At 32.6% G+C, this 16,443-nt stretch carries 17 protein-coding genes; 9 read left to right on the top strand and 8 right to left on the bottom strand.

The annotated features are described in order from the left end of the window. Positions 1 to 258 precede the first annotated feature (258 nt). Positions 259 to 1,308, top strand: a complete 1,050-nt coding sequence (locus tag VGE71_RS02530) for a Fic family protein (protein WP_331136890.1) — start codon at positions 259 to 261, stop codon at positions 1,306 to 1,308. A 28-nt stretch (positions 1,309 to 1,336) separates the two neighbouring features. Here the strand turns inward: VGE71_RS02530 and VGE71_RS02525 are convergent, their stop codons facing one another. Further along, entirely contained in the window at positions 1,337 to 1,978 is a 642-nt protein-coding gene (locus VGE71_RS02525) for a protein-L-isoaspartate(D-aspartate) O-methyltransferase (RefSeq protein WP_144213866.1), read from the bottom strand. Positions 1,979 to 2,309: 331 nt separating this feature from the next. On the opposite strand from VGE71_RS02525, the gene VGE71_RS02520 reads away from it, so the two are divergent. The 8 genes from VGE71_RS02520 (at position 2,310) to VGE71_RS02485 (ending at position 9,574) form a co-directional block, all read left to right on the top strand. Further along, a complete protein-coding gene (locus VGE71_RS02520) occupies positions 2,310 to 3,275 on the top strand; it encodes a Gfo/Idh/MocA family protein (protein ID WP_202001516.1) in 966 nt (321 codons plus the stop codon). Positions 3,276 to 3,362: 87 nt separating this feature from the next. After that, positions 3,363 to 4,256 (top strand): 3-hydroxyacyl-CoA dehydrogenase family protein, encoded by an 894-nt coding sequence (locus VGE71_RS02515; RefSeq protein ID WP_331136889.1) that lies wholly within the window; start codon positions 3,363 to 3,365, stop codon positions 4,254 to 4,256. A gap of 12 nt (positions 4,257 to 4,268) precedes the next feature. Next, positions 4,269 to 4,928, top strand: a complete 660-nt coding sequence (locus tag VGE71_RS02510; protein ID WP_331136888.1) for a YggS family pyridoxal phosphate-dependent enzyme — start codon at positions 4,269 to 4,271, stop codon at positions 4,926 to 4,928. Positions 4,929 to 4,990: 62 nt separating this feature from the next. Beyond that, positions 4,991 to 5,338 (top strand): four helix bundle protein, encoded by a 348-nt coding sequence (locus VGE71_RS02505; RefSeq protein ID WP_331136887.1) that lies wholly within the window; start codon positions 4,991 to 4,993, stop codon positions 5,336 to 5,338. A 104-nt stretch (positions 5,339 to 5,442) separates the two neighbouring features. Continuing rightward, complete coding sequence (locus tag VGE71_RS02500; protein WP_331136886.1) at positions 5,443 to 6,804, top strand: exonuclease domain-containing protein; 1,362 nt, start codon at positions 5,443 to 5,445, stop codon at positions 6,802 to 6,804. A 30-nt stretch (positions 6,805 to 6,834) separates the two neighbouring features. Continuing rightward, complete coding sequence (locus tag VGE71_RS02495) at positions 6,835 to 7,674, top strand: ion transporter (protein ID WP_331136885.1); 840 nt, start codon at positions 6,835 to 6,837, stop codon at positions 7,672 to 7,674. Between the two features lie 153 nt (positions 7,675 to 7,827). Continuing rightward, the gene (gene miaA / locus VGE71_RS02490; protein ID WP_331136884.1) at positions 7,828 to 8,748 is read left to right on the top strand and encodes a tRNA (adenosine(37)-N6)-dimethylallyltransferase MiaA; all 921 of its coding nucleotides are present in this window, start codon (positions 7,828 to 7,830) and stop codon (positions 8,746 to 8,748) included. 79 nt (positions 8,749 to 8,827) lie between these two features. Continuing rightward, complete coding sequence (locus VGE71_RS02485; protein WP_331136883.1) at positions 8,828 to 9,574, top strand: acyl-[acyl-carrier-protein] thioesterase; 747 nt, start codon at positions 8,828 to 8,830, stop codon at positions 9,572 to 9,574. A gap of 88 nt (positions 9,575 to 9,662) precedes the next feature. Here the strand turns inward: VGE71_RS02485 and VGE71_RS02480 are convergent, their stop codons facing one another. From VGE71_RS02480 to VGE71_RS02450, 7 genes are all read right to left on the bottom strand, one after another. After that, positions 9,663 to 10,196 (bottom strand): hypothetical protein, encoded by a 534-nt coding sequence (locus VGE71_RS02480; protein ID WP_331136882.1) that lies wholly within the window; start codon positions 10,194 to 10,196, stop codon positions 9,663 to 9,665. After that, positions 10,183 to 10,872, bottom strand: coding sequence for a peptide chain release factor H (gene prfH, locus VGE71_RS02475; protein WP_331136881.1), 690 nt, complete (start codon positions 10,870 to 10,872; stop codon positions 10,183 to 10,185). The genes VGE71_RS02480 and prfH overlap by 14 nt, the downstream gene beginning before the upstream one ends. Further along, positions 10,860 to 11,465, bottom strand: a complete 606-nt coding sequence (locus tag VGE71_RS02470; protein WP_331136880.1) for a hypothetical protein — start codon at positions 11,463 to 11,465, stop codon at positions 10,860 to 10,862. The genes prfH and VGE71_RS02470 overlap by 13 nt, the downstream gene beginning before the upstream one ends. An 11-nt stretch (positions 11,466 to 11,476) precedes the next feature. Further along, positions 11,477 to 12,868 carry an RtcB family protein gene (locus tag VGE71_RS02465; RefSeq protein ID WP_331136879.1) on the bottom strand — a complete coding sequence of 464 codons (1,392 nt, stop codon included), beginning with the start codon at positions 12,866 to 12,868 and terminating at the stop codon, positions 11,477 to 11,479. Continuing rightward, positions 12,858 to 13,619 carry a hypothetical protein gene (locus VGE71_RS02460; protein WP_331136878.1) on the bottom strand — a complete coding sequence of 254 codons (762 nt, stop codon included), beginning with the start codon at positions 13,617 to 13,619 and terminating at the stop codon, positions 12,858 to 12,860. Before VGE71_RS02460 ends, VGE71_RS02465 begins: the two co-directional genes overlap by 11 nt. A 491-nt stretch (positions 13,620 to 14,110) precedes the next feature. Next, positions 14,111 to 14,827, bottom strand: coding sequence for a response regulator transcription factor (locus VGE71_RS02455; RefSeq protein WP_223705554.1), 717 nt, complete (start codon positions 14,825 to 14,827; stop codon positions 14,111 to 14,113). A gap of 3 nt (positions 14,828 to 14,830) precedes the next feature. Continuing rightward, positions 14,831 to 16,420 carry a HAMP domain-containing sensor histidine kinase gene (locus VGE71_RS02450; protein WP_331136877.1) on the bottom strand — a complete coding sequence of 530 codons (1,590 nt, stop codon included), beginning with the start codon at positions 16,418 to 16,420 and terminating at the stop codon, positions 14,831 to 14,833. Positions 16,421 to 16,443 lie beyond the last annotated feature (23 nt).

The raw sequence follows: 16,443 nt of genomic DNA, 5'->3' as shown, positions 1-16,443 counted from the left end.
ATCAACATCTTATATGGTAGAAACCAATATTTTTTCATTAAAAGAAAATAAACTAATCTGGACAGGAACCACAAAATCTGATTACGTTACCGATTTAGGACAAACCGTTGATGCAATCATGCAAGCTGTCGTAAAAGAAATGAGAAAAGACGGTTCGCTTCCTCCAAAATAAAACACCTAAAAGCAGTGTATCTAAATCGCTGCTTTTCTTTTATCTAAAAAATTGACTAATTTTGTCAAGACTAAATTTTTCATGAAATGAAATCGCTATTAAAAAACGCTAGAGAACAGAAAGGATTAAAAACCCGCGAATTGGCACAGCTCGCTGGTATTGACCAAGCGTTGATCAGTAAATTTGAATCTGGAACTAGAAAACCAACCAAAGATCAGGTTACAAAATTGTCTCAGCTTTTAGAAATCGATTATGAAACTTTGATGGTAGCTTGGCTTAAAGAAAAGATTTTATATGAAATTGGTGATGATGAATTTGCTTTGAAAGCTTTAAAAGTCGCCGAAGACGAAATCAAATACAATAAAACAGTTTCAAATCTTAAGTTATCTACTTCATTAGAAAAGATTTTAAAAGAAATTGATTCTTTAAAAGAAAAATTAGATTCGTATCGTCAGTTTGATAGCTTTAAAATCAAACAAGCTCTTGAATTAGAATATACTTTTGAAAGCAACAGAATTGAAGGAAACACCATGACACTTCGCGAAACAGATATGGTAATCAATGAAGGTTTGACCATTTCGGGAAAAAGTATGCGTGAACATCTTGAAGCTATAAATCACCAAGAAGCTATTGGTTTTATAAAAGAATTAATGAGAAAAAGTAATTCGTTAAACGAACGCGATCTTTTATCTATTCATAATTTAATTCTTCGAGGAATAATTCCAGAAGATGCAGGACGTTACAGAAAAGTTCAAGTTATGATACAAGGAAGTTCACACATGCCTCCTCAGCCTTTAATGGTTCCCCAAGAAATAGAAGAATATTTTATTTGGTACGAAATCAACAAAAACAAATTACATCCTGTCATTTTAGCCGCTGAAATGCATGAACGTTTAGTTACAATTCACCCTTTTATAGATGGAAACGGCAGAACTTCAAGATTAATTATGAATTTAATTTTGATGCAAAAAGGGTATCCAATTGCTAATATTAAAGGAGATTATGAAAACAAAATGCTTTATTACCAATCTTTAGAAACAGCTCAAACTAAAAAAGACAAAGAAGATTTTTTTCTTTTCATTGCACAAAGAGAAAAAGAAAGTTTAGAAAGATATATTTCAATTCTCACTCAATAAAAAAGCCCGTACAAACGGGCTTTTTCTTTTAATTTTTATCTTCTAACAAAGGAACAAATCTAAATTCTCCAAACTCATGTTTTTCAAATTGAGTTTCATTCTTTCTAATTAATAAAGTCATAATCTGAACATCTTCTCCCAGCGGAATAACCAGCCTTCCTCCTATTTTTAATTGTGCCATTAAAGGTTGTGGAATAAAAGGCGCACCAGCTGTAACTATAATGCTATCAAATGGAGCAAAATTTGGAAGTCCTTTATAGCCATCTCCAAAAGTAACATGCTTTGGGCGAATGTTTAATTTCGGGAAAAGATTTGATGTTGTTTTAAATAATTCACTTTGTCTTTCAACCGTATATACTTTAGCACCAAGCATAAATAATACAGCAGTCTGATAACCAGAACCTGTACCGATTTCTAGTATTTTATGATCTTTCTTAACCTCAAGTAATTGCGACTGAAAAGCTACTGTATAAGGCTGAGAAATAGTCTGTCCTGCCCCAATAGGAAACGCTTTGTCCTGATAAGCATAATCTTCAAAACTTGAATTTAAAAAAAGGTGTCTCGGGATTTTTCTTATTGCTTCTAGAACAGTTCTATCAGTAATTCCTTTTTGCTCTAAAGTAGTTACTAATTGATTACGAAGTCCTTGATGTTTGGCAGTGTCTTTCAAAATGGGTGGGTTTTATTTTCGCAAAAATAAGAAACAAAACAGGATTTCAAATATTGATTTTTAAATAATAAAAATGTAATGTCAAAAGTAATTAATGAGCATTCGTCAGGTTGACGCAAGTCGAAGCCTTTATTATCCTAACTAAACAAACTTCGACTTCGTTCAACGCAACAAACAAAAGGCTAAGATGCAATTTACGATAAACGACCAGCCAATAACGACCAATAACCAACAACAAACAATAAACATTTCGTAACTCACAATTCACAATTCGCTAAATTCATTTTCACGTTAAACAAATAAATTATATTTTTGTTTAAAATACATTCTCATGTTAAAAGTAGGAGTTTTAGGTGCTGGTCATCTTGGTAAAATACATTTACGCTTATTACAACAATCTGACAAATACGAATTAGTTGGATTTTACGACGAAAATCAAGAAAATGCCGAAAGAATCTCAAAAGAGTTTGGCTATAAAAACTTCAGCACAATTGCAAAACTCATTCACGCTGTCGACGTGATTGACATTGTTACTCCAACGCTTTCGCACTATAAATGTGCAAAAGTTGCGATCAAATCAGGAAAACACATCTTTATAGAAAAACCAATTGCCAACACTGTAGAAGAAGCTGAAGAAATTATTGCTTTAGCAAAAGAATACAATGTAAAAGGACAAGTTGGTCATGTAGAGCGCTTTAATCCTGCTTTTATTGCTACAAAAAACATGATCGAAAATCCGATGTTTATAGAAACACATCGTTTGGCCGAATTTAATCCGCGTGGTACAGATGTTCCTGTGGTTTTAGATTTAATGATTCATGATATTGATGCGATTTTAAGTGTTGTGAATTCAAAAGTAAAAGATATTCACGCAAGCGGTGTTTCTGTGATTAGCGATACTCCTGATATTGCCAATGCTAGAATCGAATTCGAAAATGGATGCGTTGCAAATTTAACTGCAAGCAGAATTTCATTAAAGAACATGCGTAAGTCACGTTTCTTTCAAAAAGATGCTTATATTTCGGTTGATTTTTTAGAGAAAAAATGTGAAGTCGTTCGTATGAAAGATGCGCCAGAAGTTCCTGGAGATTTTGATATGATTCTTCAAAATGCTGAAGGTGTAAAAAAACAAATCTATTTCACAAATCCAGACGTTGAGCAAAACAACGCTATTCTAGACGAATTAAATTCATTTGCTGATGCAATTAACAATGATACAACTCCTGTTGTCACTCTTGAACAAGCAACTGATGCTTTACGTGTAGCCTATCAAATTATTGACTGTTTCAATAAATAAGTAAATTTCAAAAAAATAAATTAGCCACGAATTCACGAATTAATTGGTGAATTCGTGGCTAAATCATAAAAAAATATCTATCATCGTATGAAAACAATAGCTGTAATTGGAGCAGGAACAATGGGTAACGGAATTGCGCATACTTTCGCGCAAAGCGGATTTACTGTAAAATTAATCGATGTTTCTGAAAAATCATTAGATAAAGGAATGGCAACTATTGCAGCCAATCTTGATCGTATGTTGTCTAAAGGAACGATTACTCAAGAAGATGTTGCTAAAACAATCACCAATATTATTACTTATACTGATATAAAAGATGGTGTTGTTGGAGTTGATTTAGTGGTAGAAGCAGCAACCGAAAATGTAGAGTTAAAACTGAACATCTTCAAACAATTAAACGAATATTGCTCTCACAATACGATTTTAGCAACTAATACTTCTTCTATCTCAATTACACAAATTGGAGCTGTTGTAGCGCATCCAGAGCGTGTTATCGGAATGCATTTTATGAATCCGGTGCCGATTATGAAATTAGTTGAAATCATTCGCGGATACAATACTAGCGATGAAGTAACTAAAATCATCATGAGTTTATCTGAAAAATTAGGCAAAGTTCCTGTTGAAGTAAATGATTATCCTGGATTTGTAGCAAACCGAATTTTAATGCCAATGTTAAACGAGGCAATCGAAACATTATACAACAAAGTGGCAGGAGTTTACGAAATTGATACGGTAATGAAATTAGGAATGGGACATCCAATGGGACCACTTCAATTAGCTGATTTTATTGGTCTTGACGTTTGTCTTGCCATCCTGAATGTAATGTACGACGGATTTAAAAACCCCAAATATGCTCCTTGCCCGCTTTTAGTAAATATGGTTAGAGCTGGAAAACTAGGAGTTAAATCTGGAGAAGGTTTTTACGATTATAGCGAAAGCAAAAAAGCTGAAAAAATTTCGAAACAGTTTATTCTTTCATAAAAAAGAAACATTATGTCGATTCAATCGAATTTAAATACAATCAAAGCAACTTTACCTGAACATGTAACTCTAGTTGCCGTTTCAAAAACAAAACCTGTTTCAGATTTGATGCAGGCTTATGAAGCTGGTCAACGTATTTTTGGAGAAAACAAAATTCAGGAAATGACCGAAAAATGGGAACAAATGCCAAAAGACATTCAATGGCATATGATTGGTCATGTTCAGTCGAATAAAGTCAAATTTATGGCACCGTATGTCACTTTGATTCATGGTGTTGACAGTTTGAAATTATTACAAGAAATCAACAAACAAGCTTTAAAAAATAATAGAATTATAGATTGTCTCCTTCAAATTTATATTGCAGAAGAAGAATCTAAATTTGGTTTGGACGAAAAAGAATTAAATGAACTTTTAACTTCTACAGAGTTCAAAGAATTGAAAAATATTCGTATCTTAGGTTTAATGGGAATGGCCACTTTCACCGAAGACCAAAACCAAATAAAGAAAGAATTCACACATTTAAAATCTATTTTTGATTCTACTAAAACACTGAAAACTGAAAACTGCGAACTAAAAACTATCTCAATGGGAATGTCCGGAGATTATCAATTAGCCATTGAATGCGGAAGCACGATGGTAAGAATTGGAAGCAGCATTTTTGGCGGACGCTAATTTTTAATATCAATTACAATTTCAAAAATCAATGTCAATTGTGAAGAAATCAAAAATTTTAAATGGAAAAAATATTCAATTTTGAAGATCGATTAGTTCGATTCGCTGGAGAATGTATTTTCTTTACAAGACAATTAGAAAAAATATTTGAAAACGAATATTATAAGAATCAATTAATAAGATCTTCGGGAAGCGCTTCATTAAATTTTGGAGAAGCACAAGGAACAATAACAGATAAAGATTTTATTTTTAAAGTTTCATTAGTTGTTAAAGAGCTAAAAGAATCTAGAAATTCTTTAAAAATTTTAGATTACATCAAAGAGGGAGATAACGATAAAAGAAGTAAACTTCTAATTGAAGTCGAACAGCTTATCGCTATTTCATCAAAAATGATAATAAACAAAAAATAATTTTTCAATATCAATGACAATCGCAATTACAATAACAATTTTCAAAATTGATATTGATTTTTGATATTGTAATTGCCATTGATTTTTTGACATTGACATTGAACATGTACGCAATACTTGACATAGAAACCACTGGAGGACAATTTAATGAAGAAGGAATTACTGAAATTGCCATCTACAAATTTGATGGGCATGAAGTAGTTGACCAATTCATCAGCCTTGTCAATCCCGAAATTCCGATTCAGCCGTTTGTAGTAAAACTGACTGGAATCAATAACGCTATGTTACAATCGGCGCCAAAATTCTATGAAGTTGCCAAACGCATTATCGAAATCACTTCAGACTGTGTAATTGTGGCTCACAATGCCTCTTTTGACTACAGAATCCTTCGTACAGAATTCCGTCGTTTAGGCTACGATTTTGAAGCTAAAACACTTTGCACAGTAGAATTAGCAAAAAAACTAATTCCAGAACAGCCATCATACAGTTTAGGAAAATTGGTTCGTGCACTCGGAATTCCAATGGCAGACAGACATCGTGCCAGCGGAGACGCTATGGCAACGACAAAGCTATTTAAAATGCTCTTGGAAAAAGACACGGAGAAAACAATCGTAAAAGATTTTATAAAACTTGAAGTTGAAAAAGGAATTTCTCCAAAATTCTTAGACATTTTAAATCAAATGCCAACCAGAACCGGCGTTTACTATATTTATAATGAAGGCGGTACTTTAATCTATATTGGCAAAAGCCAAAATATCAAAAAGAGAGTCAATCAACATTTTACAGGAATCACAACCAAAAGTAAAAGAATTCAGGCAGAAGTTTTCACTATCACTTACGACGAAACCGGAAGCGAGTTAATTGCTCTTTTAAAAGAAAGTCAGGAAGTTAAAATCAATCGTCCAAGATACAATCGCTCTCAAAAGAAAACCGTTTTCCCTTTTGCTTTATACGCTGAAAAAGATGCAAATGGATATATTAACCTAAAATTGGAAAAAGCCGACGGACGAAAAAAAGAAATTACATCTTTTGCTTCTTTACAAGATGGTAAAAATGCACTTTTTAGATTTACAGCAAAATATCATTTATGCCAGAAACTAACCGGCTTGTATCAAACCAAAAAAGAATGCTTTCAGTACACCATCAAAGAATGTGATGGTGCTTGTATTGGAGAAATCACACCTGAAGCTTACAATTTAAGAGTACAGCAGTTTATTTCAGAAAACAGTTTCGAAAATAAAAGCATGATTTTAATTGACAGAGGGCGAAATGTAAACGAAAGAAGTGCAATTTTGATTGAAGACGGAACTTACAAAGGTTATGCGTATTACGATCTGAACTATCAAATCACAAATATCGATATTCTAAAAAACATTCTGATTCCGATGCAGCACAATCGCGATGTAAAAAATATTATTCAGAATTACATCCGCAAAAGCAAGTCATTAAAAATACTTCATTTTTAACAAAACACAACTTTCATTATCTTTAAGGATATGAAAAACCGAAAATCACAATACGAAATCTTTAGAGAAAAAGTCAAAATCGTTCTATATGGCACCAACACCATTTTAGGACGAATGTTCGATTTAGTTCTTTTAGGGTTAATTCTACTGAGCGTTCTTTTAATAATGTTGGATACCGTTCAGGGAATTAGCTCAAAATATCACCAACAATTATTGATTTGCGAATGGATAATTACCATATTTTTCACCATTGAATATCTTCTCAGAATTATATCAATTCAAAAACCAATAAAATACATTTTCAGCTTTTACGGTATTATAGATTTACTCGCCGTTTTGCCAATGTATTTATCGATTTTTTTTCCTGGTGCAAGTATTTTGTCTATCGTAAGAGCGCTTCGTTTCCTTCGATTGTTCAAAATTTTACACATCCCACAAATCAATCATCAATCCTTACAACTAAAAGAAGCCATTGATGCCAGTAAAGAAAAAATTCTCGTTTTTATATATTTCGTTTTAATCAGCACCATTATAATCGGAACAGTAATGTATCTCGTAGAAGGTAAAGAATCAGGATTTACGAGCATTCCTATGGCCATTTATTGGACAATTGTAACCTTAACAACAGTTGGTTACGGAGACATTTCTCCGCAAACTCCTTTAGGACAGTTTATTGCTGCTTTCGTAATGATTTTAGGTTACGGAATTATTGCTGTACCAACCGGAATTGTAACAGCCGAGTTTGCTAAAAAAAGCCTGAACAACAATTCTGTAAACACAAAAAAAACTTGTCGAAAATGTCAGGCTCAAGTTCACTTTGACAGCGCTAAATATTGCCACGAATGCGGAACAGAATTGTCTAATAATTAAATTTAGAAGCTAATCCAGCTGTACATTGCAACTCCTCCTTATCTTTGTTGTTTTTTAAAGTCATAAAAAGAGCTTCCGTTGGTCGCTTTTTTATTCCAAAAAAAACTAACAAACATAAGTCCGGGGTTTCCATTTCCATCTGGGCTAAAAAATATGAAGTACTTAATTACTATTGTCGGACCAACAGCTATCGGGAAAACTGCTCTGAGCATTGCTTTGGCACAACATTTTAAATGTGAAATAATTTCTTGTGACAGCCGTCAGTTTTTTAAAGAAATGACAATTGGAACCGCCGTTCCAAGTCAAGAAGAATTAAACTCGGCGAAACATCATTTTATTCAAAACAAATCGATTTTCGAAAATTATACAGTTGGCGATTACGAAAAAGAAGCACTTTTAAAACTAGAAGAATTATATCAAAATAATGATTTCGCCATTCTCATTGGTGGATCAGGTTTATATGTCGACGCCGTTTTAAAAGGTTTTGACGAATTTCCAGAAATCGCACCAGAAGTTCGCTCAGAAGTAAATTCAAATTATGAAAAATTCGGAATCGAATATCTTCAGCAACAATTAAAGAATTTAGATCCCGATTATTATCAAAAAATAACAATCGAAAACCCACAGACTTTACAGAATCCACAACGAATGATGCGTTTTGTAGAAGTTTGTATTGGCTCGGGCAAACCTTATTCTTCTTTTTTAAATTTAAAGAAAAACAACAGAAACTTCACACCGATTTTAATTGGGTTAGATGCCGACAGAGAAATTATTTACAGCAGAATCAATCAGCGTGTTGATATCATGATGAATATGGGATTGTTGGAAGAAGCCAAAACACTTTATCCTAACAAAGAGTTAAATGCCCTACAAACGGTCGGTTATAGGGAATTATTTAGTTATTTTGACGGAGAATTCACTTTGCCATTCGCAATTGAAGAAATAAAAAAGAACACACGAAGATTTTCGAAAAGACAATTAACGTGGTTCAAACGAAATGAAAACACCAAATGGTTTGATTATGCGTTAGACAGAAAACAAATTGTAAATTACATTGAAGATAAAACGAAATAATCTTTTCTCTATGTTTTATATTTTTTGTTCTATTCTCTAAAAAATCTAAAATCAACAATCTAAAATCTTAAATTCAGCAATGCCAATATCTCCCAATTTCACATCAGTTTTAAGTAAAGACTGGGAAATTAATTTTACACAATGTACGCCAAACGGTTACTTAAAATATACCGATTTATGTAATCTTTTACAACTTACCGCTGCCGCACATTCAGAAGTCGGCGGTATAAGCTTTACAGATATGCAGGAATTTAATCAGGCATGGGTTTTAAGTAGAATGCGTGTAGAAATAACTGCTTTACCAAAATGGCAAGATGTTGTAACTGTGAAAACTTGGATTAACAGTCTCGAAAATTCACGTTCTGTACGTGCACTTGAAATGTATGTAAACGGCAAAAAAATTGTGGGAAGTGAGACTTATTGGGCTGTTTTCAACACCAAAGCACGTCGTCCAGAAGCTTTGGCTTTGCCTTTTGAACATTTTGAATTGTTCCCAGATAATAAAGCAACTGTAGAAGGTTTTTCCAGAATCAACATCAATCCTGAAAAAGAATCTGTTTTTGAAAAAACGGTTTATTTATCAGATTTAGATATTGTAAATCATGCTAATAATGTAAAATATTTAGAATGGTGTCTGGATCATGTTGATGCGAAAAGAATTTTAAAACAAGAAGTTAAAAGCTTTGAAATGAATTTCTTAAAAGAGCTTTCTCTTAATGATCAAGTTGTCATTCACGAAAGTGATAATGAAGATCAATCAGCCACAACGTTCAGTATTACCAAAGGTGAAAAAAATTGTTTTGCTTTAGAATTGCATTGGAAATAAATAACTATGAATTCCTGCAAGGTTTTGAACCTAATAAAAAAAACGATGCAATTTCAATAGAACTGCATCGTTTTTAATTTGATCAAAATCATTTCGATTTCTTTTTAGAACCTTTTTTATCCTTTTTGGATTTCTTCTTTTTCAGTAAATCCATTTTATCTTTGATTCGTTTTTCGACTTCACTAATTCCAGAATCATAATCGTGTTGAATAGTATATAATTTTGCTTGCTTGATTTCTTTTAAAGCTTCTTTAAATTTATGCTGCACTTCTAAAAGAACCGCTTTTTTCACAAAAATCATCGCTTTATTGACTCCTTTAATAGTCAAAGCAAAATCAATTAATTTTTGAGCTTCCTCATAATCTTCGTTCAAAATCAAAGTCTGCAAATAATACGGATAAACTTCAAGAGCATGAATATTAATCGCTAAAGCTTCTTGAAAATATGCTTTTGCCTCTTCATAATTCATCAATTGCTCTGCCTGAATTCTCCCATACAAACACAAAACCATAGTGTTTTTATCATCATAAGAAGAAGCATAATCCAAAGATTCAATTGTTCCTTCAAGCCAAAACGGATAATTATCTAAAGCCTGAAAAAGGTATTTATCAGTTGTTTTCATTTCTTAAATCGTTTTTTAATTTCTGACGAGTTCCTTTGTAACTTTTCTCTACTTTACTCTTTTTAAAATCACTTCCTGTAAAAACTCTAACAGGATTTCCGCGCTGAACATTCAGCTGATTTTCCCATTGTTTTTCCACATGACTTTTAAGCTGAAGTAATTTCTCGTCTTCTAGTTTTTTAATTAATCTTTCTGTTGCTAATTTTTTATTCTGATGCTGAGAACGGCTGTCCATTGCTACAACGGCAATTCCTGTCGGAATATGAGTCGCTCGAATCGCAGAACTCACTTTGTTTACATGCTGTCCTCCTGCTCCAGAGCTTCTCATTGCTTGATACTGAATATCGTTTTCTGAAAACAAACTATTTTTCTGTTGCTCAATTTCAAAAATACCAATAAACCAGTTTTTGCGTTTGTGCATTTTCCTAAACTGACTTTGGCCAATCCATTGAATTGTTCCAATCCAAGAATTTACAAACTGATCAGCACTTTTTCCTTTTACAGCAAGCGATGCCGTTTCTACAGTTCCGTTTTCAGTTCCTGCTTCTCTTTGCAACAAAACTGTTTCCAGTCGATGTTCCTGAGCTTCTTCGAGTACTTTTTTAAGCACTTGGGCCACAACCCAAGTGCATTCTGCAGGTCCGCGCCCTGCTGTTATCTGAATTATTCTTTCCATTTCTTTAAAATTTTCAGCAGCTTTTCTCTATTCTTCGCTGCTTTTACAAATTGCGGAAGTCTAGAAACCATCGTTCCGTTACCACTTCCGTCATTGTTTCTTTCTCGCAAATCTGCTTTAATGTATCTTTCGAGATAATCGATATGATTGAGGTTATATGCCCAAAAAACATTGCCACTAACTTCTTTTTGAAACCACAGTGGTAAATTGTACCAGCTATCACGCACCAAACCGTCCTTTTCAGGCATTTCTTTAAACGCATAAGTCTGAGGTTTTACATCTTCCTGAAAATTGCAATTTGGACATTTAACCTTATATAATTCAGGTACTTTTTTAAAGATTTGAGATTCTACATCAAATTTTTCAAAACATTTACTGCAATAATGCTTTCCAAATGTTTTGTATTGATAAACTGGCTCATTGATCTTATAAAAACAATGTTTACATTCAAAAACCATTAAAGTACAATTTCCGCATTCGCAATTTTTTGGCACTTCTTTCAAAGCTGCTTTAGATTCACATTTTGGACATTTAACCAAAATCTCATCGTAAAAGTTTCCTAGCCATTTATTTTCGTCTTTAAATCTTTCCATAATCTTTAATTTTAGCGGTCCATTCTAACAATCTTAGGCGTAAATGTTCCTAAAACTTCAACTAAATCGGTTTGGTTTGCCATTACTTTTTCAATGTCTTTGTATGCCATTGGCGCTTCGTCAATATTTCCGCCAATCAAGGTTACATCATTGGCTTTCAAAACCTTTTTAATTTCACTTTGCGTAAAAGTACTTTTGCATTTGGCTCTAGAAAACAAACGTCCCGCACCATGCGAAGCTGAGTTTAAACTTTCTGCATTTCCTTTTCCTTTCACAATGTAACCAGGAGCAGTCATCGAACCCGGAATAATTCCTAACTGACCTTCACCTGCAGGCGTTGCTCCTTTTCTGTGCACAATACATTCCTGACCGTTTACCATTTCTTTCCAAGCAAAATTGTGATGGTTTTCAATCGTTACCACTACTCTTTTTCCGATTGCTTTGGCAATTCGTCTGTGAATATCATCGTGACAAGCTTTTGCATATTCACCCGCTAAATTCATCGCCAACCAATATTCCTGACCGTCGTGCGTATTCAAATCTAGCCAAGCTAAATGCTGCACATTTTTTGGTAACGGACATTGTTTTGTTGCCAAATACGTGTAATGTTTCGCAATGTTAGCGCCTAATCCGCGAGAACCGCTGTGCGATAGAACGGCAAAATATTCGCCTTTTTCTAATTTCCATTCGTTCTCTGGATTATCGATTTTCGCGATTCCGAATTCTACGAAATGATTTCCTCCGCCTGAACTTCCCAATTGCTTGTAAGCTTTTGGTAAAAGATTCTTTAAAAGCGAAATATCCTGAAATTCGCTTTTATAAAACACTTCGTGATCGACTCTTGAAGCATGCGTTTCATACATTCCAAACTTGGTATTATCTTTCAAAATGGCTTCTAACTGATGCTCTCTTCCCTTGAAATGAGAAGCTGGTAAATCAAAAATTGAAAGGCTCATACGGCATCCAATATCAACACCAACTCCATACGGAATAACCGCATTATCAATCGCTAATACACCACCAATTGGCAATCCGTAACCAGAATGTGCGTCTGGCATTAAAGCTCCAGCAACTGAAACTGGCAGTTTCAACGAATCATACAATTGAAACTTTGCTTGCTGATCAATTTCATTTTCACCAAAAATGGTAAAAGGCGCTCTCGTTGTTTTAAGCTGATGCATTCTTACTTGAACCGGTTTAATTAACCCTTCGGCAACTTTCCCCCAAGTTCCGTTTCCTTCATATTTTTCGGGATGAAGCAATACATCTTTCGCTTCTGTTAGAATAGATTCTTTTTTTTCTCTTTTTCTATATCTATTTATCTGCCCTAAGGCGATGTTTATTGAATTGTTCTTTGGAAAACCTAATTTAATCAGGTCTTTTCCAGATAATTTATTTCCCATGATTTTCTATCATTTCGTCTGCATATTGCTGATAAAGTTCGTGCAGACTTTTATTTTTAATTGGACTTATCTCTTTTGGATTTTCTTTTTCGTAGTAACTCCATTTATAAGATCTGCCGTGTGTTAATCTGTTTATTTTATATTTCAGATGATTGTTTACAATATAATTATCAATAAGTTGAATTTGACTTTCTAAATCTGAATCGACCATTTTCGTGTGTGTTATCATATAAGGACTAACACGAAGCACATAGCGCCAAGGCTCGTTGAATACATAATGAATTTTGTATCGTTTACAATTGCTGCACCAACGTTCTCTTTTATAAAAATGCGCTTTTTCTTTTTCGGTCAATTCGAGTTTTGAACTTTTCCATTCCCACTCTGAAAACTCTTTTACAGTTTGGAGCTTTTCAACATAAACACCTTTTCTTTTTCGTTTTTTCTTTCTCTTAAAAGTTTTTTCAGGAGAAAACTGCCATGTGTTTATTTTTTCCAATAATTCTCTGTAAAATGAGGCTTCGCTTGATCTGGCAACATCTTCTCTTAATTTAAAATTGCGCTGCCAGCCTCTTTGGTAAGGAATCTCTAAAGGAACTAATGGTAAGTTTCTTCGTTTTTTCCAAAGTTCAGTTTCAAGCTTTCTTAACTGAATTAATTGTTTTTCAAAATCTTCTTTTACTACTCTTTTTTTTCTTCTTTTACTTTTAAAACGAGTACATAAAGCATACTCATCTACCGTATAATTTTCCATAAAAAAATTATCGTGCATTAAATTAACAGCCAAACAGGCTTAACCTTTTATCCTGACGGATAAATACTAAAAATCGATTTTCGGGAAAATTTTGAAGAGTCAAGAATAAAAAAAGCCCGAAACTTATTGTCTTCGGGCTTTTTTATATATCTAAAAATATATTTCTAAGATTGAAATAAGCCACGAAGAATTGCCTCACCAAATCCATTTGGTGTAAAGCTCTGAGATGTCAATGTAAGTACAAACACTATTTCTTCGTTTTAAAGGGTTATTATTATTTTTTTCGTGTGCAAATATTGTAAAATCTTTTTTGATATTCCAAATTATTTTAAAGAAAATTCATCAGAAATAAAATATAAAAATCACAAAACACACCCAACAAGTTAAAAAACAACAGATTAAACCTGTTTAGAAATGATTGAATATTTAAAGTAAAAGCATAAAAAAAGCCCTGATTTCTCAGAGCTTATTTATATTTTTCGATGAATTAATTATTCAGAAACTTTGCTTTTTACCACTAATCTGAAACCTTCTCCGTGAATGTTCAAAATTTCAACATCTTCATCAGATTTTAGATATTTTCTTAATTTAGCGATATAAACGTCCATACTTCTTGAAGTAAAGTAGTTGTCGTCTCTCCAGATTTTAGTCAAAGCTAATTCTCTCGGCATTAAATCATTTTCATGAAGAATTAACATTTTAAGCAATTCATTTTCTTTTGGAGACAATTTAATAGGCTCTTCATCCTGGTAAGTCAAGAATCTTAATTTTGAATTTAAATGGAATTTACCGATATTAAACTCAAACTGTACTTGCTCTGCTTTTGTATCAGCTGATTTTCTTTGAATGATTGCTTTAATTTTCATTAAAAGAACTTCTGAATCAAAAGGTTTATTTAAATAATCGTCTGCACCAGCTTTATATCCTTTCAAAACATCTTCTTTCATAGATTTAGCTGTTAAGAAGATAATTGGCACTTCACTGTTCTTTTCTCTAATTTCTTTTGCTAAAGTATACCCATCTTTATATGGCATCATTACATCAAGAATACATAAATCGTATACATCTTTCTTGAATTTTTCGAAACCTTCCATACCGTTTTTAGCTAAAGTAACTTCAAAGTCATTTAACATTAGATAATCTTTAAGAACTGCCCCAAAATTTAGGTCATCTTCTACTAAAAGTATTCTTTTGTTAGTATTTTCCATATTTTAATTTATTAATGGTATTTTTATTATAAAGGTGCTACCTTTTCCTTTTTCGCTTTCTACATATACTTGACCGTTATGGTCTTCTACAATTCTTTTAACATAGGCCAATCCTAAACCGTGACCTTTTACGTTGTGCAAATCTCCTGTATGTTCTCTATAGAATTTTTCAAAAACTCGCTTTTGAGCTATCTTACTCATTCCCAAACCATGATCTCGTACCTTTATCAAAATCATGTCTTTTACATTTTCAGTAAAGATTTCGATCTCTGGAACATCTGGAGAATATTTAATAGCGTTTTCTAAAATATTAACCAAAACATTTGTAAAATGAACTTCATTTATCAAACAGGTTGTTCTTGCAGCATTATAATGTTTAACTACTGTACCTTTTCTGTCTTCTAAAATTAAATTTACATGTTCAATTGCATCGTCAATAATATCAGTAACTACAGTCGGCTCTTTTGTGATGTCAAGTTCTCTCTTTTCTAATTTAGAAATACGAAGAACATTTTCTACCTGAGCATGCATTCTTTTATTCTCATCCCGAATCATTTGCAGATAACGATACACTTTTTCTTTATCTTCAATAATCCTTGGATTTCTAATAGCATCTAGTGCTAAATTTATCGTTGCAATTGGAGTTTTAAACTCATGCGTCATATTATTGATAAAATCTGTTTTGATCTCAGAAATATGTTTTTGACGCAATAATTGATTTAACGCACTCGTATATGCTACTATTATAATTAATGTAAAGACTGTTGATAAAATAGTGATACTTAATAATTCAGATAACAAAAATTTCTTTTTATTTGGAAATGTAACCGATAACTCATACTTACTATTTCCCTCATTATCAGTATAAATCGGAATACTATAGGTTGCTTCTTTATCTAAAGAATGAAATCCGTCAGATTTAATCTTTGTTGGAACGCCACTACTGTATATTCCGAATTCAAACTTAGTTTTAACCTCATATTCTTCAAGCTCTTTCTTCAATAATTTATAAAGCTTGTCTTTTGTTACTCTTCCCTCAATTGGAGTTAAAGCAGCAATATCTTTGTATTGAATTTGCTGTTGAACTTTATTTAAAATATCTAAACTTCCAGATTTTTCATATCTAAGATCCGGAATAATACTTTGTCCTAAATTATTATTATCAATTCCCTTATTGTTATTATAAACCTCAGTTATTCTTTTTGAACTGAAATTTTTAAAACGTTCGCTACTGAACTTTTTATTAAAAAGAGATCCATTGATATCATAGTCTTCAGATGTCAAAGTACTAGTATAAACAATTGTTTTATTCGTCTTTGGATTTCTTTGTACATAAAGTACTTCCAGTAAATCTTCTTTTTTTGGAATTTTACCCGTACTGTCTTTAATACGGTTGTATTTGTCGTAGAAACTGTACTCTTCTTGTTGTTCCAGTTTATCTGCAACATTTCCAATTACTTGAGTAACGTGGTATTTAAATTGCTCTTCATTATTCTTGAACGAAGAATTGAACCAAAATACTTGAACCAGAATTATCCCGATTAAGGACAAACTCATCAATAAAACAAGTATTCTAAAAAATAATTTATTCATCGAAACAAAATTAATATTTTAAC

It is taken from the genome of Flavobacterium sp., assembly GCF_036405015.1.
Lineage (GTDB): Bacteria > Bacteroidota > Bacteroidia > Flavobacteriales > Flavobacteriaceae > Flavobacterium.
Note: the sequence above shows the minus strand (reverse complement) of the source record. Positions and strands in the feature narration are given on the sequence as shown.

Excerpts from the sequence above, each read along its gene's own strand:
- VGE71_RS02470 (WP_331136880.1), bottom strand. The coding sequence starts at position 11,465 with ATGGAAAGATTTAAAGACGAAAATAAATGGCTAGGAAACTTTTACGAT.
- VGE71_RS02520 (WP_202001516.1), top strand. The coding sequence starts at position 2,310 with ATGTTAAAAGTAGGAGTTTTAGGTGCTGGTCATCTTGGTAAAATACAT.
- VGE71_RS02465 (WP_331136879.1), bottom strand. The coding sequence starts at position 12,868 with ATGGGAAATAAATTATCTGGAAAAGACCTGATTAAATTAGGTTTTCCA.
- VGE71_RS02455 (WP_223705554.1), bottom strand. The coding sequence starts at position 14,827 with ATGGAAAATACTAACAAAAGAATACTTTTAGTAGAAGATGACCTAAAT.
- VGE71_RS02480 (WP_331136882.1), bottom strand. The coding sequence starts at position 10,196 with ATGAAAACAACTGATAAATACCTTTTTCAGGCTTTAGATAATTATCCG.
- VGE71_RS02450 (WP_331136877.1), bottom strand. The coding sequence starts at position 16,420 with ATGAATAAATTATTTTTTAGAATACTTGTTTTATTGATGAGTTTGTCC.
- VGE71_RS02485 (WP_331136883.1), top strand. The coding sequence starts at position 8,828 with ATGCCAATATCTCCCAATTTCACATCAGTTTTAAGTAAAGACTGGGAA.
- VGE71_RS02510 (WP_331136888.1), top strand. The coding sequence starts at position 4,269 with ATGTCGATTCAATCGAATTTAAATACAATCAAAGCAACTTTACCTGAA.
- prfH (WP_331136881.1), bottom strand. The coding sequence starts at position 10,872 with ATGGAAAGAATAATTCAGATAACAGCAGGGCGCGGACCTGCAGAATGC.
- VGE71_RS02530 (WP_331136890.1), top strand. The coding sequence starts at position 259 with ATGAAATCGCTATTAAAAAACGCTAGAGAACAGAAAGGATTAAAAACC.
- VGE71_RS02460 (WP_331136878.1), bottom strand. The coding sequence starts at position 13,619 with ATGGAAAATTATACGGTAGATGAGTATGCTTTATGTACTCGTTTTAAA.
- VGE71_RS02500 (WP_331136886.1), top strand. The coding sequence starts at position 5,443 with ATGTACGCAATACTTGACATAGAAACCACTGGAGGACAATTTAATGAA.
- VGE71_RS02505 (WP_331136887.1), top strand. The coding sequence starts at position 4,991 with ATGGAAAAAATATTCAATTTTGAAGATCGATTAGTTCGATTCGCTGGA.
- VGE71_RS02515 (WP_331136889.1), top strand. The coding sequence starts at position 3,363 with ATGAAAACAATAGCTGTAATTGGAGCAGGAACAATGGGTAACGGAATT.
- VGE71_RS02495 (WP_331136885.1), top strand. The coding sequence starts at position 6,835 with ATGAAAAACCGAAAATCACAATACGAAATCTTTAGAGAAAAAGTCAAA.
- miaA (WP_331136884.1), top strand. The coding sequence starts at position 7,828 with ATGAAGTACTTAATTACTATTGTCGGACCAACAGCTATCGGGAAAACT.